Annotated in this window: 27 protein-coding genes; 16 read left to right on the forward strand and 11 right to left on the reverse strand. The window is 33.1% G+C overall.

All coding sequences use genetic code 11. The features are described from left to right. Both H601_RS0112020 and H601_RS0112025 read left to right on the forward strand, forming a co-directional pair. The coding region (locus H601_RS0112020; RefSeq protein WP_026711746.1) for a T9SS type B sorting domain-containing protein at positions 1-4,276 on the forward strand (4,276 nt) is incomplete at its 5' end. Positions 4,277-4,427: 151 nt separating this feature from the next. After that, positions 4,428-4,787 carry a hypothetical protein gene (locus tag H601_RS0112025; protein WP_156900401.1) on the forward strand — a complete coding sequence of 120 codons (360 nt, stop codon included), beginning with the start codon at positions 4,428-4,430 and terminating at the stop codon, positions 4,785-4,787. A gap of 74 nt (positions 4,788-4,861) precedes the next feature. On the opposite strand, the gene H601_RS0112030 is transcribed toward H601_RS0112025, so the two are convergent. Further along, entirely contained in the window at positions 4,862-6,052 is a 1,191-nt protein-coding gene (locus tag H601_RS0112030; protein ID WP_026711748.1) for a pyridoxal phosphate-dependent aminotransferase, read from the reverse strand. Between the two features lie 115 nt (positions 6,053-6,167). On the opposite strand from H601_RS0112030, the gene H601_RS0112035 reads away from it, so the two are divergent. Then, a complete protein-coding gene (locus H601_RS0112035) occupies positions 6,168-7,526 on the forward strand; it encodes a PDZ domain-containing protein (protein ID WP_026711749.1) in 1,359 nt (452 codons plus the stop codon). 34 nt (positions 7,527-7,560) lie between these two features. Here the strand turns inward: H601_RS0112035 and H601_RS0112040 are convergent, their stop codons facing one another. Continuing rightward, positions 7,561-8,964 carry a hypothetical protein gene (locus tag H601_RS0112040; protein ID WP_026711750.1) on the reverse strand — a complete coding sequence of 468 codons (1,404 nt, stop codon included), beginning with the start codon at positions 8,962-8,964 and terminating at the stop codon, positions 7,561-7,563. Positions 8,965-9,112: 148 nt separating this feature from the next. On the opposite strand from H601_RS0112040, the gene H601_RS0112045 reads away from it, so the two are divergent. Further along, complete coding sequence (locus tag H601_RS0112045; RefSeq protein ID WP_035655933.1) at positions 9,113-10,171, forward strand: WD40/YVTN/BNR-like repeat-containing protein; 1,059 nt, start codon at positions 9,113-9,115, stop codon at positions 10,169-10,171. Position 10,172: 1 nt separating this feature from the next. Here H601_RS0112045 and H601_RS0112050 read toward each other — a convergent pair whose 3' ends face one another. The 4 genes from H601_RS0112050 to H601_RS16185 all read right to left on the reverse strand — a co-directional run bounded on the left by H601_RS0112050 (position 10,173) and on the right by H601_RS16185 (position 12,750). Then, positions 10,173-10,631, reverse strand: a complete 459-nt coding sequence (locus tag H601_RS0112050) for a hypothetical protein (protein WP_026711752.1) — start codon at positions 10,629-10,631, stop codon at positions 10,173-10,175. A 2-nt stretch (positions 10,632-10,633) separates the two neighbouring features. Next, complete coding sequence (locus H601_RS0112055) at positions 10,634-11,047, reverse strand: hypothetical protein (protein WP_026711753.1); 414 nt, start codon at positions 11,045-11,047, stop codon at positions 10,634-10,636. 30 nt (positions 11,048-11,077) lie between these two features. After that, positions 11,078-11,620 (reverse strand): RNA polymerase sigma factor, encoded by a 543-nt coding sequence (locus H601_RS0112060; protein WP_026711754.1) that lies wholly within the window; start codon positions 11,618-11,620, stop codon positions 11,078-11,080. A 65-nt stretch (positions 11,621-11,685) separates the two neighbouring features. Further along, positions 11,686-12,750: a GyrI-like domain-containing protein gene (locus tag H601_RS16185; protein WP_026711755.1), complete on the reverse strand. Its 1,065-nt coding sequence runs from the start codon at positions 12,748-12,750 to the stop codon at positions 11,686-11,688. Positions 12,751-12,920: 170 nt separating this feature from the next. Between H601_RS16185 and H601_RS0112070 the strand changes: the two genes are divergently transcribed. Both H601_RS0112070 and mce read left to right on the forward strand, forming a co-directional pair. After that, entirely contained in the window at positions 12,921-13,124 is a 204-nt protein-coding gene (locus H601_RS0112070; RefSeq protein ID WP_026711756.1) for a hypothetical protein, read from the forward strand. Positions 13,125-13,201: 77 nt separating this feature from the next. Continuing rightward, positions 13,202-13,609, forward strand: a complete 408-nt coding sequence (gene mce, locus H601_RS0112075) for a methylmalonyl-CoA epimerase (protein WP_026711757.1) — start codon at positions 13,202-13,204, stop codon at positions 13,607-13,609. Here mce and H601_RS0112080 read toward each other — a convergent pair. Both H601_RS0112080 and H601_RS0112085 read right to left on the reverse strand, forming a co-directional pair. Continuing rightward, positions 13,606-13,845 (reverse strand): hypothetical protein, encoded by a 240-nt coding sequence (locus H601_RS0112080; RefSeq protein WP_026711758.1) that lies wholly within the window; start codon positions 13,843-13,845, stop codon positions 13,606-13,608. The two genes, mce and H601_RS0112080, sit on opposite strands and share 4 nt — an antisense overlap. 9 nt (positions 13,846-13,854) lie before the next feature. After that, entirely contained in the window at positions 13,855-14,922 is a 1,068-nt protein-coding gene (locus H601_RS0112085; RefSeq protein ID WP_026711759.1) for a branched-chain amino acid aminotransferase, read from the reverse strand. A gap of 286 nt (positions 14,923-15,208) precedes the next feature. On the opposite strand from H601_RS0112085, the gene H601_RS0112095 reads away from it, so the two are divergent. From H601_RS0112095 to H601_RS0112115, 5 genes are all read left to right on the forward strand, one after another. Next, positions 15,209-15,703, forward strand: coding sequence for a DUF4920 domain-containing protein (locus H601_RS0112095; protein WP_026711760.1), 495 nt, complete (start codon positions 15,209-15,211; stop codon positions 15,701-15,703). Continuing rightward, entirely contained in the window at positions 15,703-16,152 is a 450-nt protein-coding gene (locus H601_RS0112100; protein WP_051220743.1) for a hypothetical protein, read from the forward strand. Before H601_RS0112095 ends, H601_RS0112100 begins: the two co-directional genes overlap by 1 nt. Then, positions 16,149-16,808 carry a tRNA (5-methylaminomethyl-2-thiouridine)(34)-methyltransferase MnmC2 gene (mnmC2, locus tag H601_RS0112105; RefSeq protein WP_026711762.1) on the forward strand — a complete coding sequence of 220 codons (660 nt, stop codon included), beginning with the start codon at positions 16,149-16,151 and terminating at the stop codon, positions 16,806-16,808. Before H601_RS0112100 ends, mnmC2 begins: the two co-directional genes overlap by 4 nt. A gap of 47 nt (positions 16,809-16,855) precedes the next feature. Beyond that, the gene (locus tag H601_RS0112110; RefSeq protein ID WP_026711763.1) at positions 16,856-17,647 is read left to right on the forward strand and encodes a TIGR00266 family protein; all 792 of its coding nucleotides are present in this window, start codon (positions 16,856-16,858) and stop codon (positions 17,645-17,647) included. A gap of 102 nt (positions 17,648-17,749) precedes the next feature. Continuing rightward, positions 17,750-17,947, forward strand: coding sequence for a hypothetical protein (locus H601_RS0112115; RefSeq protein WP_026711764.1), 198 nt, complete (start codon positions 17,750-17,752; stop codon positions 17,945-17,947). A gap of 33 nt (positions 17,948-17,980) precedes the next feature. Here the strand turns inward: H601_RS0112115 and H601_RS0112120 are convergent, their stop codons facing one another. Then, positions 17,981-18,925 carry a LysR substrate-binding domain-containing protein gene (locus H601_RS0112120; RefSeq protein WP_026711765.1) on the reverse strand — a complete coding sequence of 315 codons (945 nt, stop codon included), beginning with the start codon at positions 18,923-18,925 and terminating at the stop codon, positions 17,981-17,983. Between the two features lie 108 nt (positions 18,926-19,033). Here H601_RS0112120 and H601_RS0112125 point away from each other — a divergent pair, with 108 nt between their 5' ends. The 4 genes from H601_RS0112125 to can all read left to right on the forward strand — a co-directional run bounded on the left by H601_RS0112125 (position 19,034) and on the right by can (position 22,177). Continuing rightward, positions 19,034-19,513 (forward strand): Dps family protein, encoded by a 480-nt coding sequence (locus H601_RS0112125; RefSeq protein WP_026711766.1) that lies wholly within the window; start codon positions 19,034-19,036, stop codon positions 19,511-19,513. Between the two features lie 65 nt (positions 19,514-19,578). Then, positions 19,579-19,866, forward strand: a complete 288-nt coding sequence (locus H601_RS0112130; protein WP_026711767.1) for a hypothetical protein — start codon at positions 19,579-19,581, stop codon at positions 19,864-19,866. Between the two features lie 69 nt (positions 19,867-19,935). Further along, positions 19,936-21,540, forward strand: coding sequence for a SulP family inorganic anion transporter (locus tag H601_RS15695; RefSeq protein ID WP_035655934.1), 1,605 nt, complete (start codon positions 19,936-19,938; stop codon positions 21,538-21,540). A gap of 1 nt (position 21,541) precedes the next feature. After that, the gene (can, locus tag H601_RS0112145; RefSeq protein WP_026711768.1) at positions 21,542-22,177 is read left to right on the forward strand and encodes a carbonate dehydratase; all 636 of its coding nucleotides are present in this window, start codon (positions 21,542-21,544) and stop codon (positions 22,175-22,177) included. Between the two features lie 27 nt (positions 22,178-22,204). Here can and H601_RS0112150 read toward each other — a convergent pair whose 3' ends face one another. Together H601_RS0112150 and H601_RS0112155 are read right to left on the reverse strand one after the other, a co-directional pair. Then, the gene (locus H601_RS0112150) at positions 22,205-23,398 is read right to left on the reverse strand and encodes an LETM1-related biofilm-associated protein (protein WP_026711769.1); all 1,194 of its coding nucleotides are present in this window, start codon (positions 23,396-23,398) and stop codon (positions 22,205-22,207) included. 75 nt (positions 23,399-23,473) lie between these two features. Then, positions 23,474-24,562, reverse strand: a complete 1,089-nt coding sequence (locus H601_RS0112155; protein ID WP_026711770.1) for a M42 family metallopeptidase — start codon at positions 24,560-24,562, stop codon at positions 23,474-23,476. Between the two features lie 85 nt (positions 24,563-24,647). Here H601_RS0112155 and H601_RS0112160 point away from each other — a divergent pair, with 85 nt between their 5' ends. Next, on the forward strand, positions 24,648-25,346 hold the full coding sequence (locus H601_RS0112160; RefSeq protein ID WP_035655938.1) for a DUF4294 domain-containing protein: 699 nt from the start codon (positions 24,648-24,650) through the stop codon (positions 25,344-25,346). Positions 25,347-25,827: the final 481 nt, after the last annotated feature.

Consider the following 25,827-nt stretch of genomic DNA (forward strand, 5'->3'; position numbering starts at 1 on the left):
CAACACAGTAACGGGCTGCGTGAGCACCTCGGCCTCAGGAACGGTAACGATAAATCCAAATCCAACAGTAACCGTTAATAGTCCGGCAGTATGTGCAGGAGCATCAGCCACGGTAACGGCCACATCGGGAACAGCAGGTACATACAGTTACGCATGGACAGTACCAACAGGAGCTGCCAATCCGGGTAACGTAGCTACATTTACTACCGCAATAGCAGGGGTATATAGCGTGATTATCACCAATACTACGACAGGTTGTATAAGCACCTCGGCCTCGGGTACGGTAACAGTTAATCCAAATCCAACGGTGAGTGTAAACAGTGCAACGGTATGTACGGGAACCATTGTAACAATGACTGCTACACCGGGCACGGCGGGTACATACAGTTATGCTTGGACGGTACCTTCAGGGGTAGCTAATCCGGGTAACGTAGCGAGTTTTACCACCACTACAGCCGGAACATATAGTGTAGTGATTACTAATACGGTGACCAATTGTGTGAGTGTATCGGCATCTGGAACTATTACTTTACTTCCTTTACCAACGGCTACTATCGCCGGGAACATTACGATTTGTCCAACAGCAGAGGCAACGGTTACTTTTACCGGAACGCCAAATACTACGGTTGAGTATAGTGTGAATGGTTCTGGGATACAGACTTTGTTGTTAGATGCAGCGGGAGTTGGAGTGATTGTTGACACTTATAACACGACAACGACTTATACGTTATTGGGCGTATTTACATCGGGTACACCGGTATGTTCGGTATCGTTAAACGAGAGTATTACCATTACCGTAGCACCGGCACCAACGATTAATACTCCGGCAGATTTGATTTTATGTGATGACAATAATGATGGTGTTCAGACCTTCAATTTAGACCAATATACTACTTTTATAACGGGAGGAAATCCGAATGTTACCTTGACGTATCATGAAACATTGGTTGATGCACAATTAGGAGGAGCACCGATACCAAATCCTTCGAATTATCAGAGTATCGTACCGGGGGCACCTTCGGTTCAGACGATTTATGTAAGGGTAGTCAATACCGGTACAACGGATTGTCCGTCGATTACGACCTTTAATTTGTTTGTGAATCCATTCCCGGTAATCAATTTAACGCCAACGGCTTATGAGTTGTGTGATGATAACACTGATGGAGAGCAGGTATTTGATTTAACGACGCGTATTAGTAATATTTTAAACGGATTAGACAGTAGTTTACATACGGTTACTTTCCATCAAACAGATTTAGAGGCACAAGCAGGTACACCGATTATTACAGGAGCCAATGCTTATTTGAGTCCAACCCAAACCATTTGGGTGAGAGTTGTGATAAATGCCACGGGATGTTTTGCTATAGCTCCATTGGATTTGATTGTAAATCCGTTACCACAGGCTAATTTACCAACGCCTCTTACCTTATGTGATGATAATAACCCGGGAGATCAGGTAGAGGAGTTTGATTTAACACAAGCCATCTCAGAGATAGTAGGTTCACAAATGGGGATGCAAGTTACCTTCCACTTGACCTTAGCTCAGGCACAAGCGGGTACCAATGTATTAAATACGACCTATACCAATGTTACCCCTGCGGTTCAAACGCTTCATGTACGGGTATTGAATCCGATAACGGGATGTTGGTCAACTACAACATTGGATATTCGAGTGGTTCCTTTACCATTGCCACTTGTTCCGCTTAATCCAATAACGTTGTGTGATGACAATAATGATGGATTGGCTAGTTTTGATTTACAGGCACAAGTTCCGGGCTTATTAAACGGAGCAACGGATGTAGATTTAACCTTTCATGAAACAGAGCAACAAGCCATTGATGGTACCAATGCGATTGATATTTCCACACCTTATTTAACGATAAATGCAGGAACACAATTTATCTATGTTAGAGCAGTAAACACCACAACGGGATGTGTACGAGTGGTGGTGATTGAATTGAGAGTGAATCCTCGTCCGGAGGTACCAACAACGTTGGATGATTTAAGACAGTGCGATACGCATAACAATCCGTTAGACGGACTTAGTCAATTTAACTTAACGGTTCAAACCCCGATTATATTGGCGGCACAAACAGGGGCGGCTAATCAGTATTCGGTGCGTTACTTTACCACAGAGGCCAATGCCATTAGCAACACGGGAGCCATTGTAAATACGAATGCCTTCCCTAACACGGTGAATCCACAAACGATTTGGGTTCGTGTGACGCATATTGCTACGGGATGTTTTGATGTAGGAAGTTTTGCTTTGATAGTGGATACGCCACTTGCATTGACTGTTCCAACACCAATTAGTTTGTGTGATGAGGCACTTCCGAATAATCAGTTTACGGTATTTGATTTAACGGTAAGAAATAATGAGATTACCAATAATTTAGGCGGATATACTGTTACGTATTATCCGAGTTATCAAAATGCGTTGGATAATGTTAATGCGATTCAGAATCCATCGGCATATACCAATGCTATAGCAGCGGTTCAGACTTTGGGGGTACGAGTAACCAGTGCGGCGGGTTGTCATAGTTATACAACGTTGACCATTAGAGTGATACCACTACCGGAACCAAGAACGAATCCGGAGCCGATAGAGGCGTGTGACGACAATAATCCGGGAGATGGAATCGAGGCATTTGATTTGACTATCAGGGCTAATTATATCTTAAACGGAGCTAGTAGCACAGAATTTTCATTGGCTTATTATGTAAGTGAAGCAGATGCGATAGCCGAGACCAATGCGATTGCTAATCCAACAGCCTTTAATAACACCATTGCTGTAACACAAACGATTTGGGTTAGAGTAACCAGAGAGCCAAACAATGTAAATGAGCCAAGATGTTATCAGTTGGTACAGTTGCAATTGATTGTAAATCCGTTACCGGTTATAGCGGCGAGTCCGATTAACTTCTATCAGTGTGAGCCGATTGATGATTATCAGATGCCATTTGTACTCAGTACAATGAATCCGCAGGTATTAGGAGCGACCCAGTTGCCATCGGATTATACGGTAAGTTATTATTTAAGTGCGGCTGATGCGGCAAGTGGAACATCACCGCTACCGAATGTTTATACCAATATCAGCTCACCACAAACCATTTATGTACGAGTGGAGAACAATCAAACGGGTTGTGTGAATGCCACAGGCGAGGTAATTTTAGAGGTAGAAGAGGGCACACAAGCCAATACAATAGCACCAAGCGATCCATTAATTACACAATGTGACCAAACAGGAGCAAATGATGGAATAGGTCAGTTTGATTTAACGCAGTTAACCCCAATTTTATTGGGCAGTAATAACCCTACAGGAACGGTTGTGTATTATTTTACAACTTTAGCACAAGCACAAGCAGCGATACTAAGTAACGATTACACGACTGCAATTGCGAATGCGGCAGCCTATCAAAATGTTACACCAATGGTTGAGACGATGTATGCAGTGTTGGTGAATCCGGCTACGGTTAGCAATTGTCCGACACTTGTTCCGATAGTCTTAACGGTAAACAAATTACCTGAGCCAACGCCACAACCGGGTACCTTGTGTGTGGATCCGCAAACGGGTGATTTATTGAATACCTATACCTTGACCAGCAATTTAAGTGGCACCACTCATACGTTTGTATGGACAGATAGCACCGGAACTATACTAGGTACAGCACCAAACTTAACGGTAGATACACCGGGAAGTTATACGGTAGTGGCTACTAATATAGCCACGCAGTGTGTATCATTACCGGTAACCACTTTGGTGGTACAATCGCAACAAGCGACCTTGAGTTATACACAATCGAATTATTTTAGCAATAGTGCAACTATTACCATTATAGCAACGGGCACGAGTATTCCTGACCAAGGCAATAGTAACTATGTGTATAGTTTAGATTACGGACCATTCCAAACCAGTAATGTCTTTACCAATGTGAGTGCAGGGTTACATATTGTAACGGTTCAAGACTTAAACGGCTGTTCAGATGCAACCATTGAGGTGTTTGTGGTGGATTATCCGAAGTTCTTTACGCCAAACGGTGATGGAATAAACGACACATGGAATATATTTAGCTTAGGAGAGACACAACCTAACGCAAAAATTTATATATTTGACCGCTATGGAAAATTCATCAAGCAAATCAGTCCGGCAGGAAACGGATGGAACGGAACCTACAACGGCGAACAGCTTCCATCAACCGATTACTGGTTTAGTGTAGAATATCAAGAAAACGGACAAAATAAAGTATTTAAAGCACATTTCTCGTTAAAACGATAATTTTAAAAGCTCCTGATTTTCAGGAGCTTTTTTTATCGACGAACAACATTGAAGTATTTGTTTATCGATTTTTTTGGTTAGTAGGCGAATTAAATAGAATCACAAACAAATACACTTTAGCTTTACCACAGATGATTAATTCATGTGGAAAATGAAAAAAATAGCTTTATTTATTTTGGTAATGCTGACAATGGCTTGTAGCAGTGATTCAGATGAAAGTGAAATAGAATCAAAAAAACTGCTATTGCCCGAATGGTTGAAAGGTGAATACATGGGTGTGCATACCAAAGAATTTTTATCTGTATCGGATGAGGAAGTAAAATTTAAATTGGATAATGAAATTTATACTTATCAAGATGAGGACATAGTTTCACAAGCATACTATGAAAATCAATATGTATTGGAAACTTCAACGGCTATTTTACAATTCAACAATACAACGATAAATACGGAGATTAACCTTCGATGGAATAATTTAAACCTAGGTTGGTTTAGAAATAAAGTAGAATAATTTAAGCTAAATTATTAAAGAAAAAAGCTGTCAAACATTATGTTGACAGCTTTTTTTATGAGTTTTAATATGTATTATTTTTGGTAAACAGATAACGCTTCTTTTAAAATTTGAACGGATTTAATTAAATCTTCTTTTTTCAAAACATAAGCAATTCGAACTTCATCTAAACCAACATTGGGTGAAGAGTAAAATCCGGCAGCGGGAGCTACCATTACTGTTTCTCCATTGAAATTGTAATTTTCTAATAACCATTGTGCAAAATCATCTGCATTTTTTACAGGAAGTTTTGCTATGCAATAAAAAGCACCTTTAGGTATGGCTACTTGTACACCTTCAATTTTTTGTAATTCATTTACTAAAATATCTCTACGCTCTTTGTATTCTGAAATTACTTCATCAAAATAACTTAGTGGTGTATCTAAAGCTGCTTCACTTGCAATTTGTGCAAAAGTTGGTGGACTCAATCTTGCTTGAGCGAATTTCATAGCTGTACTCATCACTTCTTTATTTTTAGAAACAATACAACCAATACGAGCACCACACATACTATAACGTTTCGAAACAGAATCAATCATAATAGCATGCTGTTCTAAACCAGGGACATTCATAACAGAAAAATGGGAAAGACCATCATAGGTAAATTCTCTATATACTTCATCAGCAATTAAAAATAAATCGTGTTTTTTTACTAATTCAGCTAATTGAAAAATTTCTTCTTTAGAGTATAAATAACCTGTTGGATTACCCGGATTACAAATTAAGATAGCTTTTGTTTTTGGCGTAATTAATTTTTCAAAATCAGCAATAGGAGGAAGGGCAAATCCTGATTCTATAGTTGAAATAACGGGAACGACTTTAACTCCAGAAGCGGTCGAAAATCCATTGTAATTAGCATAAAAAGGCTCAGGTATAATTATTTCATCATCTGTATCCATTGTACTTCCCATTGCAAAAAGCAATGCTTCAGAACCGCCGGTTGTTATTATAATATCTTCTGTATTGATGGGTAAATTGATTTTTTGATAGGACGCTGCCAGTTTTTTTCTATAGCTTTCAAATCCAGCGGAGTGACTGTACTCTAGAACCTTTATGTCAACATTTTTCACTGCATTAATGGCAACTTCAGGGGTTTTAATATCAGGTTGACCAATATTCAAGTGATATACTTTTACACCTCTTTTTTTGGCACCTTCTGCATATGGAACCAATTTTCTGATTGGTGATTCAGGCATCTGTTGTCCTTTTTTGGAAATCTTTGGCATATGAATTATTTTTAAAGTGCAAATTTGCGATTTTTTTTTGACTACTGATTGATTTAAAACTACTATTTATTCGTTTATCAAATTCCTTTTTTTGTAATTTTATAAAAAATTGGGTATGAAATATAAATTATTCTGTTTTTTTGTTTTCCTTTCGGTAAATATTTTTGCCCAATCCGGTTTTATTTTAAATGCAAATAAAGAAAAAATTGAAATTCCTTTTCAATTCATTAATAATCTCATTTTTATTCCAATAACGGTAAATGAAGTTGAATTAACATTTTTGTTGGATAGTGGTGTAGATGAAACCATTTTATTTAGTCTGGAGGAAAAAGAGAATATTACCTTTCAACAAGTTGAAAAAGTAAAGTTAAAAGGTTTAGGTAGTGCAGATTTTGTTGAAGGATTAAAATCATCCAATAATAAAGTACAAGTAAATGCTGATTTTTTTGATATTTCTCATACAATTTATATCATTTTAGAGGAAAATATAAATATTTCTTCTTCAGTTGGAATTCCTGTAAACGGAATCATTGGCTATCATTTTTTTAAAAATTACCCCATTCAAATTGATTACGATAAAAAGAAAATTACGGTCTTTAAAGAAGATGCTAAGCGATTAAAAAAATTAAAAAAGAAGTTTGTAAAAGTAGATATTACACTTGAAAATAATAAACCTTATTTAGAATTACCATTAAAAATAGAAGACAAAATATTACCATCAAAATTATTGTTTGATACAGGTAACAGTGATGCATTCTGGTTTTTTCAATCTAAAATTGATTCAACTTTTATTCCAACTAAACACTATATCGATTTTTTGGGGCAAGGTTTCAGTGGTGCAATTTATGGGAAAAGAGCAAAAGTAAATTTTTTGGAGTTTGATCAATTTAGCTTTCAACATCCTATGCTAGCTTTTCCGGATTCTTCTTCAATTAAACATGTAAGATTGGTTAAGGACAGAATAGGTTCAGTTGGAGCAGAATTGATAAAACGTTTTAATGTGATTATCGACTATAAAAATTTATCTATTCATCTTAAAAAGAACCATTATTTTTCATCACCTTTTTTCTACAACCGAAGTGGATTAGAAATACATCATGCCGGATTAAAATGGGTTTCACAAAAAATGCCTGTTAATGGAGTTAACTTTAACACATCGATGTTGCTGGGTGGAGCTAAAAAGATGAATTCGATTACAACGGTTTATAATGCCGACCAAGAACAAGTGTTATATAAGTTTGTATTAAAACCTATTTATATCATTTCGGAAGTTAGGGAAAATTCACCAGCTGAAATTTCCGGTTTAAAAAAAGGTGATATGGTAAAAAAGATTAATGGAATAGATGCTTTAGAACTTTCACTTCAAGAAATTAATACACTACTTCGTTCAAATGAAGATAAACGTATCAATTTAGAAATTGAGAGAGAAGGTAAATTAATGTTGATGCAATTTTACCTTACAGATTTATTATAAAAAAAATACCGCTCAATCGAGCGGTATAGATTCGTTACATTCTTGATGATCTCCCCGAAGAGGATGACCTTCCTGATGAATTTGAAGATGAGCCAACACTCATACTACTTCTACTTGAACTCTTAACTTGTGGTCGAGTTGAACTATAGTTTTGGTTTTGTGTTGACTGTAAAGAAGGTGAACTTTCTCTTACCGGTTTAGGCGATGCATAACTAGCACTTGTGCTTGAAGGTCTTGGATTTTGAAACGTAGAACTTGAAGTTGAACTATTTATTGAAGCATCATAAACATTGTTTCGATCGTTTTTTACTCTTGGTCTAGGTGTTTCAGTTGCTGTTTGTGATGAATAATTATTGGATGAAAATGACACATCATTTGAACTTGTACTTTTAACTCTAGGTCTTGGACTAGAATAAGTTGAAGATGTTGAATATTGATTTTGTGCTAAATTCATTTCTTCTCTCGTATTTTTCACTCTTGGACGTGGACTTTCATAATTGTTAGCTGTAGCATAATCAGATGTACTAGAAAAGGCAACATCTCTTGTTCCATTGGTTCGAACATTTGGTCTTGGCGTGTTATTATTGTTACCGGAAGTTGTTCGCGGCGAATATTGACTAGCCGTAGAGTTTGATCGTACCGGTTGATTGCTAGCTTGAGCATTATTTCTACCGGAAGAATAGTTGTTTGCTCTAGTATCTCTAGTCTGAGCCAATTCATTTCTGTTGGAATATCCTCTGTTTCTCTCTTGAAATGAACGACCGTTATAATGTCTTTCATAGCCGTTCATACGTCTAGAGTGATGCATGGCAATACAATTTCTACTTCTTCTGTAATTTACAAAATGACAAGTATAATTAGTACCAATAAATATATTGATGTGATTTTGATAATAAAAAATTGGGAATGGATTCCAAACATAATAATAGGATGGATAATAATTCCAATACCAAGGAGAGCAATATGGTCTGTAATGACTTACCCAAAATGTATTATAAATAACCGGAGTATGATAATAAACAGGCTCATAGATATAATTTTGACCATATAGAAAAACATCTCCAACCACTTGCACTTGCATGCGGTTTTGATTGTCTTTTTCAACTTCTACTGTGGCAACATCTTGAAAAATATCACGATCAAGTACTGCTTGAATAATGATTAAATGAGATCGATTTTCAACCGATTCAATTACACGTAAATAATCTACTTGATTATCATTGTTCAAATCTAAATTCGATAGCGGATTTTTTGGATCGTTTAATCTTCTTTCAAAATCTTCTAAATCTCTTGATTCTCCAAACAAATAAGCAACAGCTCTTAAATCAAGATTATCGCTAATATCAATTGAGTTTGCTCTTACAGTGGTTCTGTCTTGTGCAATTATACTGTTCATCCCGAAAAGTAGAAGGAATACTAATGGTAATGCTGTTTTCATAATCGTATTATTTTTGAATGAATAATTTCTCAAAAATGATAAAGCAATTAGTATGCCATTATTATTTTTTTACTTTTTTCATAAATGTATTAGAGCGTATTACTTGTTAAAAAGCAAAAAGAAATATATTTGTGTGAAATTTAACAAAATGAAGCAGATTTGTGAAATATTTTTATTTTGTCTTTTAGTAAGTTGTAATCAACAACCTAAAATAGAAAAAGTGAACAAAAGAGCTCCCTTTCAAGGTATTGAAGAAACAGTTTTGTTGACTGATTCTATGAGTGTTAGAGCTATTTGTCTAGATGAAGGAAAAGTGTGGTATGCCAACGATAAAGGAAAAATTGGTTACGTTCATTTAAATTCAAATGAACGATTTCAACAACAAATTAAAGATGATACTATAAAACCTCATTTTAGAGGAATAGCTAAAACACAAAGCGACATATTTTTTTTAAGTACAGAAAAACCCGCTGCTATTTTTAAAATAAATAAAGCAACAAAAGAAATTTCAAAAGTGTTTACAGATTTATCTCCAAATGCCTTTTTCAACGGTATTCAATTTTGGAATAATACAGAAGGAATTGTTATGGGTGATCCACAAAATGGCTGTTTAAATGTTTTAATTACACGAGACGGAGGAATTACTTGGCAAAAAGTTTCCTGTTCAGATTTACCCAAAACGGAAGAAGGCGAGGCCGCTTTTGCGGCGAGTAATAGTAGTTTGGTTGTGAAAAACAATCATGCTTGGATTGTTACAGGAGGTACAAAAGCCAGAGTCTTTTTTAGTCCTGATAAAGGCGTTACATGGAGTGTTTATAATACTCCAGTTTGCCAAGGAAATGCGATGGAAGGAATTTTTACAGCTGATTTTTATAATGATACAGTTGGTATCATTACGGGTGGAAATTATGAAAAACAAGATTGGAATGAAAATAACAAAGCTTTAACCATTAATAATGGACAAACGTGGAGTTTATTATCAAAAGGAAAGGGTTTTGGATATAGTTCTTGTATTCAATTTGTGCCTGATGGCGGTGGAATTTTAGTGGTTAGTCTTGGACCAAGTGGTATTTATTTTTCAAATGATTGTGGTGATGTATGGAAAAAGATTAGCAATGACGGTTCATTCCATACATTTCGATTTATAGATGAAAGGAGTGCGGTGCTCGCCGGAAAAAATAAAATTTCTAAAGTAAAGTTTTTATAGTTTAATTTTTTCTGGCTGGTCGACCTTCCCGCAATTGCTTTAATAAACTTCTATTGAAACTTTCTTCTGCTTTTTTCAGTTTTATGATTTTTTGAGCACTCAAAATCGATTTAACATCCGAATTGAATTTTTTTCTCAACTGATGTAATTCATCTTCCGTAGCTTCTAATTGAGACAACAATTGAGAAGCTTCTTTATCGCTCATTTGATCGGTATTCGATTCCATTCGATCCAAATACGATTTTATTTTTTGATGACGTAATTCAAATTGTTTGTCGTCAAACGCATTGTATAATGGCCAAAATTTTTCAGCTTCCGAAGGAGTTAAACCTACTTGTTCTGTGATATAAGCGGTTTTTAAAGCTTTAATTTTGTCTTTTCTGTCCATTCTGTTTTGAGCATAATTCACAAAACTAAAAGCAACTAAAAATACTAAAATAAAAAGGTGTTTCTTATTCATAATTAATCAATTAGATAATATTCGTTAATGTTTTGAGAGTCTAAAAAATGTTCAATTTCATTTTCATGTAGAGCCAATTCAAGTTTTTTTTCCAACGTTTCAACATCTTGATCATCAAAAACTTGATATACATCTTCTTGCGAAATTGAACTTTGATAGTGTAAATATTCTTCCACATCATCATGATGAAGTGTTTGATTATTCAAAAGGAAATAGGCTGAAATGGAAATGCTTAAAATAACTATTGCGGCAACCGCAAAATACCATTTTTTATTTCGATGTAATGGAATAACTTGCACTTCCTTTTCTTTAATTTTTTGAGAAAGTGAAGTTTGTAATTGATCAAAATAGTCATCCGAAGCCTTAAACCCGGTTTCAATTTTTGGAGAACTATCTAACGAAAATTTTGTATTCATACTATTTTGACTCTTTTTTAACCCTAAGGTTTAATTTTTATGGATAAAATCTTCTATTTTTTTTACAGCTAAATGATAGGAGGCTTTCAATGCTCCAACAGATGTACCCAATTGATTGGAGATTTCTTCATAAGTTAATTCTTGAAAATATTTCAATTTAAAAACCAATTGTTGTTTTTCCGGTAGTAAAGCTATGGCTTTTTGAAGTTTTAATTGAATTTCTTCCCCTTCAAAATAGTCATCTGCCTTTAAATTTTCAACTTGTTTTTGAAGATAAGACTCGCTGGTCAAAGCTTGTTTTTTTGCTTTTTGTTGCACAAATGTAATAGCTTCGTTACATGCAATTCTGTACATCCACGAATATAATTTACTTTCACCTTTAAAATTTTCAATTCCTCTGAATACTTTTATAAACGTATTTTGTAATACATCATCGGTATCATCATGATTAATTACAATAGTTCGAATAAGATGATAGAGTGGCTTTTGGTAGTTAGCTACCAATTCTCTAAATGCTGCCTCGCGGGTTTTAGCATTTAGTAAAGCTTCTATAAACTCTTTTTCTTCTTGCAAGTTGAACTTTTTACTTTAGACTCAAGTAAATTAAAATGGTTTAAAAAAGCTGAAAATTTGTTTGTTTATTGTTCAGTTTCCGGTTTTATGTAGTCAGCCTTAATACCTGCTCCTGTAGATCGTAACGGAATATAAATCTCTGTAATCCATTGCGATGGAAATTTACTTTCTGTTCTGTTTTTTACAAAAACTTCGCGATAAATTCCTTCCGTATATTCATCTAAATTATTTTTTCTAATATAACTAAAACCTTTATTCCAAGCTTCTTTTCGATGGGAATAGTCGCCTTTTAAAGTAATTTTTAATGCCGAATGGTTGGGAAGACTATCAACAGTATATTCACTTCCGGCGGAAGTATAAATTTCTTCTTTTAACGGAATGCCAACATAATATTTGATAATTGTATTGACTTTATCTAGAGGTTTGTAAGCAATAAAAGGTACTCCGGTAGTTTTAATATTATTTTCTGATGAGAATTTTTTTAATTCCATCAACTGTGCAACAACCTTTGAAAAAATTTCATCTTTATTTGCAAATTTTTCTGATTTCAAGTAAATTGATTTCGTGATTTTTTCAATTCCATTGATTTCAATTGAATAGGTATTGATTTCTTTAGAAAGCTTTTCTTCTAATTTTTTTAGACTTTTATCAAACAGTTGATTTAAGTAATGATCAATTCCCCCCATAAAATAGGATTGTATCTTTTCAGAAAAATTCATTTTACCCTTACATTCCCAACTAATAATGGTTTTGTTACTTTTTTCAGAAAAAATAAAAGTTGAATTTGCTTCAATACCATTCCATTCTGTTTTTTGTACTATCGAATCATTTTCTTTGACAGAAAGTGTTTTTAGCATTCCGTGCTCTTTTCCATTCGAAAAAGTTAATGAGCTGCCAACTCCAACAAAATCGTGTTTAGTTGTAAATTTTGAAGGAGCTTCTTTTTCGGATAATTCAAGCCATTCTTCCCAGTTTTGATAATCATTTACATAATGAAAAAGGGTTGATTTCGGTAATGAAACGGTATAGTCTTTTTTTACCGAAAATGTTCCGTCACTTGTGCTGATATATACAGTAATCGCAATAGCAACTAATATGATGAGTAGTAAAAGGTATTTTAAAATCCTCATAGAAGGGATGATGATAAAAAGATGTTGTAAAGGTAGGAAAATTATTTTTTTAATATTATACAATTCTCAAGTTGGAATGAGTTTTCAATTTGATTTTTAACATTTTGTATAGAATTTTTCATTTTTAATTAGTATATTTGTGAAAAGTAATTTATCACAACTTATTAATTATGAAAAAATTTGTAACCTTATTTGCGGTAGCTGCAATGTTCGTTTCAATTGATGCAATGGCAAACGAACCAAAAAATAAAGAAAAAAAGAAAGAAAAAGCTAAAACTGAAAAAGAAGCTTGTTCTACTGAAGAAAAAAAATCTTGCTCATCAGGTGAGAAAAAAGCATGTTGTGCTTCAAAAAAATCAGAAGCAAAATCATAAAAGGTTTTTATTGCAAAGAAAAGTGCTGGATTTTTCAGCACTTTTTTTATGTTTGATTTTTAAGAAAAAGAATAAAGATGAATTTATCTCACATTGAACATATCGGAATTGCCGTAAAGAGTCTTGAAGAAGCCATTCCTTTTTGGGAAGAAAAATTAGGTTTGAAATGTTATAATATAGAGGAAGTAAAAGAGCAAAAAGTAAAAACAGCATTTTTTATGATTGGTCAGTCCAAAATTGAGTTGTTAGAATCTACTGACCCAGATGGACCTATTGGTAAATTTATTGAAAAAAAAGGTGAGGGAATTCATCACTTGGCTTTTGCCGTTAAAGGAATTGAAAATCAATTAGAAGAATTATCTGAAAACGGTGTTCAATTGATTGATCATCAACCCAGAAAAGGAGCAGAAGGTTTAGATATTGCCTTTTTGCATCCAAAAGCAACTCATGGTGTTTTAATTGAATTATGTGAAAAGAAAGCTTAATTATTAATTTTAATTTCCTTTAAATAATTTTCCAGAAGTTCCCCTGATTTGAAAACCTTTTTATACAAGATTTTTTCATTTAATGAGTTAAAATGAATCTCTACATAAAAAGCTCCTAAACTATATAGCTTTTTTATAAAAGGTTTTTCGCTTTTTTCTGCTACAATAACTCCTTTTTTGAAAACAGTTTCTAATTGTTCATCTTCCGATAAAGATAAAAAAGCAGTAATTTTCATGTGGATAAATTATACTTTCACGGTCCAACCAAAAGTGTCTTCTGCCAGTTTATATTGAATATTGGTAAGCTTTTCTTTCAATTGGAGAGCAAAAGAATCGTCAATTTTTGGTAATTCATAATAGTTATCTTGATATGAAAAACCTACAATAGGATTCACAACAGCAGCCGTTCCGGCTCCAAATATTTCTTTTAAACTTCCGTTTTTAGCGGCTTCAATTAATTCGGCTACCAAAACAGAACGAATCTCAACATTAATCCCATCTCTTTTTGCAATATCAATCAAACTTTTTCGGGTTACACCATCTAAAATGCGTTCTCCGGTTGGAGCAGTATATAGGGTATCATTAATTCTGAAAAACACATTCATCGTTCCGGCTTCTTCTAATTTGGAATGCGTAGCATCATCTGTCCAAATTATTTGTTGAAATCCTTTTTCATTTGCTAATTTGGTTGGATAAAACTGAGCAGAATAATTTCCGGCCGCTTTTGCTGCACCAATTCCACCATTAGCAGCTCTACTGTAATGCTCAGCAATAATCACTTTTACTTCACCTGAATAATAGGAACGTGCGGGTGAAAGAATGATCATAAAACGATATTGTGTAGACGGTTGAGCAATTACACCTGACCCAATTGCAATCATAAACGGACGTATATAAAGTGTATTTCCCTTTCCTTTTTTAACCCAATCTCGCTCTAAATCTAAGATTGTTTTTAATCCACCAATAAATATTTCTTCCGGTACTTCCGGCATGGCTAAACGTGTTGCAGAATGATTAAAACGATTAAAATTTTCATCCGGTCTAAACATCCATACATCTTCGTTTTCATCTTTATAGGCTTTCATCCCTTCAAAAATAGCTTGACCGTAATGAAAAACTTTTGCCGATGGATCAATCATAAATGGTTCATAAGGTTTGATTATCGGTTTTTGCCAAGCTCCTTCTTTAAAATCGCAAATCAACATGTGATCGGTAAAAACATTTCCAAACGTTAGGTTTTCAAAATCTACACTGCTGATTTTAGAAGTTGAAGCTTTAACTATATCGATTTCGTTACTAAAAATTGAACTCATTTAAGATGTATTTAAATTGAAATTTAGTTTTAATTGTTTGGTATTCAGATGTTTGTAAATTGAAGTTGAATTTTCAATAAAATCATCTTATAATTGGCTAAAATAAAAAAAAAACAGAAGTTTTTTGAATCATTTGTAAAAACATGGAAAATAAATGCAATTTTTTTTGAATTCTTTAAAATGAATATAAATTATTAGGTTTTTTCTATTTTGAAACAAAAAATTTTAAAAATTCAATTCGAAAAAAAGGATTCTGATTACCTTTGTTGAAATTAATTTAAACAGCATGAAAAAAACAATTTTAATTGCAATGATTGGATGTTCACTAATTGCATGTAAAAAAGAAGAAAAGAATGAAATTACTACTGTTGAAACAGAAAAATTTACTTTTTTTGGTGATTCAATTTCAGCAGATGGTGCTATAACAAAAGAAGAATTATTAGCAAAATTTGAAACTTTAAAAGAGGGAGATACTATTGAAGTAAAGTTTCGTTCTGAAATAATGGATGTTTGTCAAAAGAAAGGTTGTTGGATGAACATGAGCTTGACAGAAGATAAAAATACATTTGTTCGCTTTAAAGATTACGGATTTTTTATGCCATTAAACGCAGCAGGTAGTGAAGCCATTGTGAACGGAAAAGCATTTATTTCTGTTGAAACAGTTGACGAATTAAAACATTACGCCAAAGATGCCGGAAAATCACAAGCCGCTATCGATTCTATAATTGAACCAAAAGTTTCCTATTCATTTTTATCAAACGGTGTTTTAATCAAAGAATAATGAGGAAATTAATTTTATTTTCAAGTTCATTATTGTTTTTCATAAGTTGTGAAAAAAAGGCTAGCGTTGATGGAAAACTAGTTGATTCTACGTCAACTATTGAAAAGAAAAAATTTGAAATGTATGAGTTTTCAGAAATGGCAATGCTCATGGAGCAAATGTATGTGGACAACCAACGATTAAAAGAACGATTAGAAAAGGGTGAACCGGTTGGTGAATTTCCAGCTCATTTTGCTAAAATTCACAAAGCAGTGATGACTGACCCATCTGAAAACGATGCTTTTTTTAAGGAAAATGCACAAGTTTTTTTGACTGCTCAAGAAATGATTTATAAAGAACCGGAAAAAGCAAAAGAGCATTATGCAAAAGCAATTCAAGCTTGTATTTCTTGTCATGAGGTTAAATGTTCAGGACCTATTCCTCGTATTAAAAAGTTGCAATTGAATTGAAAAGAGAAATTATAATCACTTCCGATGGTTCTACTTCCATTCATTTACCGGAATGGGAGGAGAGTTATCATTCGAAACACGGTGCCATTCAGGAAGCTCAACACGTATTCATCAAAAACGGATTGTCACTTTGCAAAGGGCAATCCGTTTCTGTTTTAGAGATTGGCTTTGGTACCGGTTTGAACGCTTTTATAACCCTTTTAGAAAGTCATAAAAATATGGTGATTATTAATTATGTTGGAGTAGAGGCCTATCCCATTTCATCAGAAGAAGTAATTCAAATGAATTACCCTAATCAATTGAATGCTAATGAGTATTACGATTTTTTTTCAAAAATGCATCAATGCAGTTGGGAGAAATGTGTAACGATTTCGGAACATTTTAGACTAATTAAACGTAAACAAAAGTTTCAAGAAATAAAAGATGTTAATCAATTTGATATAATTTATTTTGATGCATTTGGTTATCGGGTTCAGCCGGAATTATGGAGTGTAGAGATTTTTACCAAAATGTTTGAAGCATTAAAAGAGGGTGGAATTTTAGTGACCTATGCCTGCCGTGGACCAATTAAAAATGCGATGAAAGAAGCTGGTTTTAGAATAGAAAAATTAGCCGGACCACCCGGAAAGAGAGAAATGTTGAGAGGGTGGAAATAAATTTTGGGTTTAAAAAGTTTAAGTGTTTAAAAGTTTAAAAAGTTAACATGTACAAAGTCACAGATTACACCATTTACGGTGAAGAAATGCAATATGTAGAAATCAATTTAAGTCCGTCCGAAGCTGTGGTTGCTGAGGCGGGTGGTTTTATGATGATGCAAGATGGTATTCAAATGAAAACTGTTTTTGGTGATGGAAGCGATGCTGGTGGAATTATGAATAAACTTTTTTCTGCCGGAAAAAGATGGCTTACAGGTGAAAGTTTATTTATGACTTTATTTGAAAATAATTATCCTAATCAAAGAAAGATTTCATTTGCATCTCCTTATCCGGGTAAAATTTTACCAATTAATTTAGATGAAATTGGCGGAAAGTTTATTTGTCAAAAAGATGCTTTTTTATGTGCCAATCAAGGTGTTAGAATAGGGATTGAGTTTTCCAGAAAATTAGGTCGTGGTTTATTTGGCGGAGAAGGCTTTATTATGCAAAAATTAGAAGGAAGAGGGATGGCATTTATTCATGCCGGTGGTACAATGGCAAAAATTGAATTGCAACCCGGTGAAATGATAAAAGTGGATACCGGCTGTGTGGTTGGATTTACGCAAAATGTGGATTATGATGTTCAATTAGTAGGAGGAATCCGAAATACAATTTTTGGTGGAGAGGGATTGTTCTTCGCAACCCTAAAAGGCCCCGGAACGGTTTATGTTCAATCGTTACCATTTAGCCGTTTAGCGGGTAGAATCTGGGCTGCTGCACCTCAAGGTGGCGGAAATCAGAAAGGAGAAGGTAGTATATTAGGAGGTTTAGGAAATCTTTTAGACGGAGATAATCGTTAAATTTTCACTAATTACAATGTTAAATTTTAAAGAGATGTTTTTATTTTTTTTAAATTTACACAACGTTCTTTAAAAACCAAATTCTACACAAATAACTAAAGTATGACAAGACCGATGTTTGCTTATACTAAGAAAATCTTAGAAAGCGTAAGTTTTGATCCGAAACTATTTAGTAAAGAACTCATGAAAGCAATGAAACAATTATTGCCTTATGAAATTGAACAACTAAAAGATTGGTTGTTGAACTTTACTAAAGAAAAACCAGAACTAAAGAATTGTTTAATTTATGTTAATCTATAAAACTAAAGGAGCCTAAATAGCTCCTTTTTTATTTTATTTCTTTTGTATCGGACTAATGATTTGAATATCCTGAAAAGCAATTGCTCCTCTAACTACACCACTAATCACATTTCGTAGAGCATCAATAATATGTATTTTTAATTCGTTTTTGGGATAAATTAAACTTACTTCTCTAGCCGGTTTAGGGTCTTTAAAAGGTCGCAATTTGGCTTTGTCTTTTTCGTTTAAATCTAACGTATGTAAATAGGGAAGGAGTGTTGTTCCTAATCCTTCATCGGCTAGTTTTATTAAGGTTTCAAAGCTACCACTTTCAATATGAAAGTTAAAATGACCGGTACCACCTTGATTGTTTTTGCATAAGTTCAAAATACCGTCTCTGAAGCAATGACCGTCTTGAAGCAATAAAATGTCATCTAAATTTAAGTCTGAAACCTCTATTTCTTTTTTTTCAAAAACCGAATGACTCTCCGGAATGTAAGCGACAAAAGGCTCATAAAACAAAACCACTTCTTTTATTTTTTCTTCTTCTAATGGTGTGGCAGCTATCGCAGCATCTAAATGACCATTTTTGAGTTTAAAAATGATTTCTTCCGTGTTTAATTCCTCAATAATCAAATTTACTTTTGGGTATTTCTTGATGAAATTTTTTAAAAACATGGGCAACAAGGTTGGCATTACAGTTGGAATTATTCCAATTCTAAATTCTCCTCCAATAAACCCTTTTTGTTGGTCAACTATATCTTGAATACGATTAGCTTCATTAACAATGTTTTTGGATTGATTAACAATTTTAATCCCAATTTCAGTCAATTGTATTGGTTTTTTTGAACGATCAAAAATTTGAATACCCAGTTCTTCTTCTACTTTTTGAATTTGCATGCTTAAAGTGGGCTGAGTAACAAAACACTTTTCTGCAGCAAGGGTAAAATTTTTGTGTTCTGCAACGGCTAAAACATATTGTAATTGTGTTATGGTCATAATCAAAAATAGTTAAATCTGATACAAAGATAAAAACTATCAATTTTTCTTATAGCATAAAAACTGATTTATTTTCTAAATTTAAACAATATTTAAAGAAAAAATAAAATGAAAACAAATAGTTTAGGTTTAGAACTTAAAAAAGCAGAAATAATTGCCGCGGAATTGAATATACTTTTGGCAAACTTTCAGGTAAATTATCAAAATTTAAGAGGTTTACATTGGAATATCAGAGGCAAACGCTTCTTTGATTTACATCTTAAATTTGAAGAATTATATAATGATAGCCAACTAAAAATTGATATGATTGCTGAACGTATTTTGACTTTAGGAGCAAGAACGTTACATACTTTTGAAGATTATATTAAAAACAATAAATTATTTGTAGGAAAAGATATTTCCAATGATGAAGAAGCAGTTAGTTTGATTGTCAGTTCATTAACTCAATTATTGAAAATTGAAAGGGTAATTTTAAAACAAGCAGATGATGCTTTTGATGAAGGAACTAATTCAATGATGAGCGATTTTATTAAAGAGCAAGAAAAAACAATTTGGATGATGAAAGCTTGGCTTGAAGATGAAATATAGTTAAAAAAAATTAAATTCTAACACTTTTTTAACAACTGATTCATCAATTAGGTTATCTTTGAAGTATGAAAAGTGTTGCTTACATTGTTTTGTTTTTTTTCTTATCATTTCTATCGCTGCCCACTATTGTGTTTGTGTTAGATAATGATGAAACTGATGTTTCAATTGTTTACAATACATCAGAAGAAGAGGAAGTGCATAAAACTTTTCATTTTAAAGCCTGTTTTAAATCGTACAAAGACGATTATAATTTTGACATCCATCAGTTGGCTTCTAAAAATGTGATACTCAAAAAACGTCTTCTTTACGATTCTATTTTAGAAGAAATTTATTCTCCACCACCTGAAATTTAATGGTGCATTTAGGCTTGTTTATTCAAGTTTATGATTTTTTAAATCTATTCATTATTATTTTTTTGGTAAATGGCAAATAAAACAAATCTTTTAGGCCATCTAAAATCAGATTTTGCATCTGGTTTAGTGGTATTTCTAGTAGCACTTCCTTTGTGTTTAGGAATTGCTTTGGCTTCCGGAGCCCCGCTTTTTTCCGGGATTATTTCAGGTGTTATTGGCGGTATTGTTGTAGGATATTTGAGCAAATCGCATGTTAGTGTTACCGGTCCTGCTGCCGGATTAACAGCAATTGTATTAGCGGCAATAACAGATTTAGGAGCGTTTGATGTTTTTTTAACAGCAGTATTATTAGCCGGATTTCTTCAATTATTATTAGGCTTTTTGAAAGCAGGAAGTATTTCAAACTATTTTCCCAACAATGTTATTGAAGGAATGTTAGTAGGTATCGGAATCATCATTTTTGTAAAGCAAATTCCGCATGCTGTTGGTTATGATAAAATTAGTGAAGGAGACACCTCTTTTGTGCAAAAAGATGGTTCCAATATGTTTGAAACCTTTTTAGATTCCTTTAATTATATTAGTTATGGCTCAATTATTATAACACTTGTTTCATTATTTATTTTAATTGTTTGGGATAAAATCCCTTTTCTAAAACGTTTAAAATTAGTCCCGGCAGCATTATTTGCCGTAATAATAGGAATTGTTTTAAATGAATTATTTATCCGAACAAACAGTGCTTTACAAATAAAAGAAGGACATTTGGTAACATTGCCAACGCCTTCCAACTTTGATGATTTTAAAGCAATGTTTATGTTGCCAAATTTATCTTTGGAAGTTGTAATGAATCCAAAAGTTTGGATAGTTGCGGGTACGATTGCAGTTGTAGCCTCAATTGAAACACTTTTATGTATTGAAGCTTCTGACAGAATGGATCGTCATAAACGATATACCAATACAAATGTTGAATTAAAAGCACAAGGAATTGGAAATGTTTTAAGTGGTTTAATAGGTGGTTTGCCGATGACTTCGGTTGTAGTTCGTTCTTCGGCCAATGTTAATGCCGGAGCTGAAACTAAAATGTCTACAATTATTCATGGTTTATTGTTAATGATAAGCGTGTTGACAATTGCACCTTTATTAAATAGAATTCCTTTGGCAACTTTAGCTGCAATTTTACTTTTGATTGGGTATAAACTGGCAAAACCTACAATTTTTAAACATTTTTATCAAAAAGGAATTTATCAATTTATTCCTTTTATAGCAACAGTTCTGGCAGTTGTGTTTTTAGATTTATTAAAAGGAGTAGCTCTCGGAATGATTATTAGTATCTTTTTTGTCTTGCGAGGAAACTTTAAACGAGCTTATTTATTTAAAAAAGAAGAATATCACGATGGAGATGTTATTCATATTCAATTAGCACAAGAAGTTTCATTTCTGAATAAAGCGGCTATAAAAAACACATTAAAAGAAATTCCCGCTAATTCAACTGTCGAAATTGATGCTTCTGATACAGTTTATATTGCTCATGACGTATTGGATTTAATTAAAGAATTCCAAGACGTTAAAGCAGCAGAAAATAATATAATTGTGCGTTTAGTTGGGTTTAAAAAAGCCTACAATATTGAAAACACTGATGGTCAACAAGTAATAGTAAAACAAAATAAAAAAGAATAATATGAGTGATTTTTATAAAAAAATATTAGACAACAACAAAAAATGGGTAGAAGACAAATTAAAAATTAACCCAAATTTTTTTGAAGGATTATCCAAAGGACAAAATCCACCTTTATTGTGGATTGGTTGTTCAGACAGTAGAGTGCCTGCCAATGAAATTATTGGTGCCGCTCCCGGTGAAGTGTTTGTACACAGAAATATTGCCAACATGGTTGTTCATTCGGATATGAATATGTTAAGTGTTTTAGATTATGCCGTAAACGCATTAAAAGTGAAACATATCATTGTTTGCGGTCACTATGGTTGTGGTGGTGTAAAAGCAGCTATGGGCAATAGTTCAATTGGAGTGATTGATAATTGGATTCGCCATATTAAAGATGTTTATCGTTTTCATCAAAATGAATTAGATGCTATTCAAAATGAAGAGGATAGATTCAATAAATTTGTTGAATTAAATGTAAAAGAACAAGTGTATGATTTGGCTAAAACATCTATTGTTCAGGCCGCTTGGCGTTCGGGACAAGAACTAACAATTCACGGTTGGGTCTATGGTTTAAATTCTGGTTATGTTACCGATTTAGGTGTGAATTTCAAAAGTAATGACGAGCTTGATGAAGTATATCAATTAAAATTTTAATAGTTAAGCCATCTTCGGATGGCTTTTTTAATCCAAATTTTCATTGAAAGCAGATGGCAATAATTGTGGAATGAATTTAATCAAAAGAGGTAATAATAAACTTCCTCCGGGTAATAGAAAAATGGTTAAGGAAGGAACCGTTTTACAAATATCCAATAATTGTTTTTTAACTTTCTTTTTTTCCTCTTTGTCCAAATCTCTTGTGGTTGAAAGTGCCAAAAGCTTAACTAAATCTTTACTCTCTAAAAGCTCTTTTTGCAATCTTTTCTTATTTCGGGTAATCAAAGTGATTACATTTTGAGATGCCTGATCATAAAAATGCTTAATCGGATTAGAATAGTTAAAATAAGGGATTGAAGCTTTATTTTGTTGAATAAAATCATCAATTTCATTTAAACTATCTAAAATAAATGGTTTTTCAATTTGGAACGTTTTTCCTAATGCATTCAAAAAATCAAATTCAGCAGTTTCCATTTTACCATCACTCCAAATAGCCATTGAAGCTAAATCTAAAAGGTAAAATTTTTCAAAGGATGTTTTTAAAAAAGAAAAATCAATTGCATTAATGTCTGTAATTTTAATTTCAGAAAACTTAGTGTAACGAATAGATATTTCAAATAATTTAATCAATAAATCATCATACTGTGTTTTTTTACTTTTTATTTTTAACGATATAGCAACAATTCCAACAATCGTCTCTTCTAATTTTTGAATGTACCCTTTTGTCAATTCTTTGTGCAACAAAAAATGATGAAAAGCCAATACATCTATAAATAATAAAGCATTTGTAATAATATGAGAAAAGTTTTTACTAATGATATTATCATTTGTTTGCACCCTTGAATCTATAATTTTTTCCAGTTGAGTAGCTTTGCTTTCGGTGGGTAGGATTTTTTGAAAAAAAGAAAAACCTTTCGGATGCATCTCATTGTAAAAGTTTAATGCACAAGAGATAAAATCAGAAGAAGAATCATTCTTTTTAGTCAATTGATAAATACCATGCAAAGTGTTTAGTAAAGCTACTTTTGAAATTTCTTCTGAAGTCCAATCTTTAGTAGAAAGCTTTTCAGATACATCCAAAAAAATCACATGACCATATATAAATCCTGTTGCTCTTGTTCTACAATAAAATGCTTGTTCGTTAGAACTATAAGAAGAATTCAACGAATAATATGTATTGAAAAATTTTTCAATCCAACCGTTAGCAGACGGATTTATCACAGTTTTAATTTTTTTGCAAAGCTATTGCTTTAAAAGAAAAATTCCCGAAAAAAATCGGGAATTTATACTATTTCTTTACTTGAAATACGAAAAGGTTTCGTCTTTTTCTATTTTCAATAGGGTTTCGTAAATCAGTTGAATTACATTTTCTACATCATCACGATGAACCATCTCAACTGTAGTATGCATATATCGCAAAGGAAGTGAAATCAATGCAGAAGCCACGCCACCATTACTGTACGCAAAAGCATCTGTATCTGTTCCTGTTACTCTGGAAGAAGCCAATCGCTGAAATGGAATTTTCTTTTCTTCTGCTGTGTTTAGGATTAATTCTCGTAAGTTATTTTGAACGGCTGGAGCATAGGTAATGACCGGGCCTTTACCAATTTGCGTTTCTCCTTCTATTTTTTTGTCAATCATTGGAGTGGTAGTATCATGACAAACATCGGTCACAATAGCTACGTTGGGTTGAATGGTTTTAGTAATCATTTCAGCTCCTCTTAAACCCACTTCTTCTTGAACTGAATTTGTAATGTATAGTCCAAAAGGTAATTTTTTCTTGTTTTCATGCAGTAATCTGGCAACTTCTGCAATCATAAATCCACCCATTCGATTGTCAATAGCTCTACAAACAAATTTATTTTCGTTTAAAACCATAAATTCATCTGGATATGTGATAACACAGCCAACATGAACACCTAATTTTTCTACTTCTTCTTTGTTTGAACAACCAATATCAATAAATAAATTATCTATTCTGGCTGTTTCTTCTTTGCCTCGATTACGAGTGTGAATAGCCGGCCATCCAAAAACTCCTTTTACAATTCCTTTTTTGGTATGAATATTTACTCGTTTTGATGGTGCAATTTGATGGTCAGAGCCACCATTTCTGATTACATAAATCAATCCGTTGTCGGTAATATAGTTTACATACCATGAAATTTCATCAGAATGTCCTTCAATTACAACCTTATATTTTGCTTCGGGATTAATTACGCCAACTGCTGTTCCGTAGGTGTCGGTAATAAAAGTATCTACATATGGTTTTATATAATCCATCCACAATTGTTGACCCGCTGATTCATAGCCGGTTGGCGAAGCATTATTTAAATAATTTTCTAAAAAAGTTAACGATGATTTTTTTAGTATGGTTTTTGATGACATATAAATAGTATTTTTTGCTAAATTATAAATTTAGATAATTAGAGTTTACATTTAAATATATATTTTTGTTTCCTATATGAAAAACATGAAGTATTCAATTTCGCTACTTATATTATTTTTTGGTGCTTTTTTTATGAATGCACAAGAAATTAAAAAAGATTCAACGGTTATTTATTATTTAATTGGTAACGACTCAATACTTCGAACTTCTCTTGATTTGGAAGAAGTTGTGGTTACCGGACAAAAGTCTAATAAAATTGATGAAGATAGAAAAAAGTTTCTTTTACTTCAACAACGGGTGTTGAAAGTTTATCCTTATGCAAAAGCTGCAGCAGATAACCTCACAAAACTTAATGCTAATATGTCTAAATTCAAGACTGAAAGAGAAAAGAAGAAATATTTTAAGATTGTTGAGAATTATTTAGAAAATGAGTTTGAAGAACAGCTCAAAAAACTGTCTCGCAAACAAGGGCAGATTTTAGTCAAATTAATTCATCGCCAAACGGGTAAAACAACTTATACGTTAGTTAAAGATTTGAAAAGCGGTTGGAAAGCTTTTTGGGCGAGTAACACAGCAAAAGTTTTCGATATTAATTTAAAGGAAGAATTCGATCCTTTTGAAGTAACAGAAGATTTTTTAATTGAAAGTATTCTTATCAAAGCATTCAACGAAGGCAGACTTCAACGTCAACCACCAGCCAAAAAAATTGATTATGTAGAATTATCCAGAGTTTGGAAAGAAAAAGTTGAATTAGCAAAAGCAAAAAAAGCGGATACTAATTAATTAGAAGCTTTTCCCGCTTTTCGTTACAAGTCCGTTTGTTGGGCTTGGTTAGGCTAAGCTTTACCAAGAGCTTCCTTTGGTCGCTTTGTTAAATCAAGTCTCACACAACCCCATCAATCCGGGCTTTTCACTACAATCGGGGCTAGGGTAGCAGAAGTAAAAAGAAGTTTCAAGTTTCAGGTTTCAACCAATATCAATTGATTACCAAACCCCTCCGTTCCAATCCATTATAGCGAAGCTATTAAAATCTGTTCAAATCCACGTTTTGCTTCAGCAAATCCGTCCAATTTGCGTTTCCCTGGCAAGTTTTCAAAAGCATCGTTCCTTAATTTCTTAATGGCAAAATCCATATTGTATCATTCATTATTCTGTGTTTTCGGTGTTTTCTGTGAGAACTTCAGTCTGAAACTTTAAACTTTAAACCTGAAACAAAAAAACTTTTTTTTATTTCCGCCTCACAACCAAGGAGTTAAAAAAAAGG

This window comes from Flavobacterium filum DSM 17961, from assembly GCF_000425465.1.
GTDB lineage: Bacteria > Bacteroidota > Bacteroidia > Flavobacteriales > Flavobacteriaceae > Flavobacterium > Flavobacterium filum.

Excerpts from the sequence above, each read along its gene's own strand:
- H601_RS0112070 (WP_026711756.1), top strand. The coding sequence starts at position 12,921 with ATGAAAAAATTTGTAACCTTATTTGCGGTAGCTGCAATGTTCGTTTCA.
- H601_RS16185 (WP_026711755.1), bottom strand. The coding sequence starts at position 12,750 with ATGAGGATTTTAAAATACCTTTTACTACTCATCATATTAGTTGCTATT.
- H601_RS0112125 (WP_026711766.1), top strand. The coding sequence starts at position 19,034 with ATGAAAACAAATAGTTTAGGTTTAGAACTTAAAAAAGCAGAAATAATT.
- can (WP_026711768.1), top strand. The coding sequence starts at position 21,542 with ATGAGTGATTTTTATAAAAAAATATTAGACAACAACAAAAAATGGGTA.
- H601_RS0112100 (WP_051220743.1), top strand. The coding sequence starts at position 15,703 with ATGAGGAAATTAATTTTATTTTCAAGTTCATTATTGTTTTTCATAAGT.
- H601_RS0112160 (WP_035655938.1), top strand. The coding sequence starts at position 24,648 with ATGAAGTATTCAATTTCGCTACTTATATTATTTTTTGGTGCTTTTTTT.
- H601_RS0112040 (WP_026711750.1), bottom strand. The coding sequence starts at position 8,964 with ATGAAAACAGCATTACCATTAGTATTCCTTCTACTTTTCGGGATGAAC.
- H601_RS0112025 (WP_156900401.1), top strand. The coding sequence starts at position 4,428 with ATGAAAAAAATAGCTTTATTTATTTTGGTAATGCTGACAATGGCTTGT.
- H601_RS0112085 (WP_026711759.1), bottom strand. The coding sequence starts at position 14,922 with ATGAGTTCAATTTTTAGTAACGAAATCGATATAGTTAAAGCTTCAACT.
- H601_RS0112045 (WP_035655933.1), top strand. The coding sequence starts at position 9,113 with ATGAAGCAGATTTGTGAAATATTTTTATTTTGTCTTTTAGTAAGTTGT.
- H601_RS0112030 (WP_026711748.1), bottom strand. The coding sequence starts at position 6,052 with ATGCCAAAGATTTCCAAAAAAGGACAACAGATGCCTGAATCACCAATC.
- H601_RS0112115 (WP_026711764.1), top strand. The coding sequence starts at position 17,750 with ATGACAAGACCGATGTTTGCTTATACTAAGAAAATCTTAGAAAGCGTA.
- H601_RS0112120 (WP_026711765.1), bottom strand. The coding sequence starts at position 18,925 with ATGACCATAACACAATTACAATATGTTTTAGCCGTTGCAGAACACAAA.
- H601_RS15695 (WP_035655934.1), top strand. The coding sequence starts at position 19,936 with ATGGCAAATAAAACAAATCTTTTAGGCCATCTAAAATCAGATTTTGCA.
- H601_RS0112110 (WP_026711763.1), top strand. The coding sequence starts at position 16,856 with ATGTACAAAGTCACAGATTACACCATTTACGGTGAAGAAATGCAATAT.
- H601_RS0112130 (WP_026711767.1), top strand. The coding sequence starts at position 19,579 with ATGAAAAGTGTTGCTTACATTGTTTTGTTTTTTTTCTTATCATTTCTA.
- H601_RS0112080 (WP_026711758.1), bottom strand. The coding sequence starts at position 13,845 with ATGAAAATTACTGCTTTTTTATCTTTATCGGAAGATGAACAATTAGAA.
- H601_RS0112035 (WP_026711749.1), top strand. The coding sequence starts at position 6,168 with ATGAAATATAAATTATTCTGTTTTTTTGTTTTCCTTTCGGTAAATATT.
- H601_RS0112050 (WP_026711752.1), bottom strand. The coding sequence starts at position 10,631 with ATGAATAAGAAACACCTTTTTATTTTAGTATTTTTAGTTGCTTTTAGT.
- mce (WP_026711757.1), top strand. The coding sequence starts at position 13,202 with ATGAATTTATCTCACATTGAACATATCGGAATTGCCGTAAAGAGTCTT.
- H601_RS0112095 (WP_026711760.1), top strand. The coding sequence starts at position 15,209 with ATGAAAAAAACAATTTTAATTGCAATGATTGGATGTTCACTAATTGCA.
- H601_RS0112055 (WP_026711753.1), bottom strand. The coding sequence starts at position 11,047 with ATGAATACAAAATTTTCGTTAGATAGTTCTCCAAAAATTGAAACCGGG.
- H601_RS0112155 (WP_026711770.1), bottom strand. The coding sequence starts at position 24,562 with ATGTCATCAAAAACCATACTAAAAAAATCATCGTTAACTTTTTTAGAA.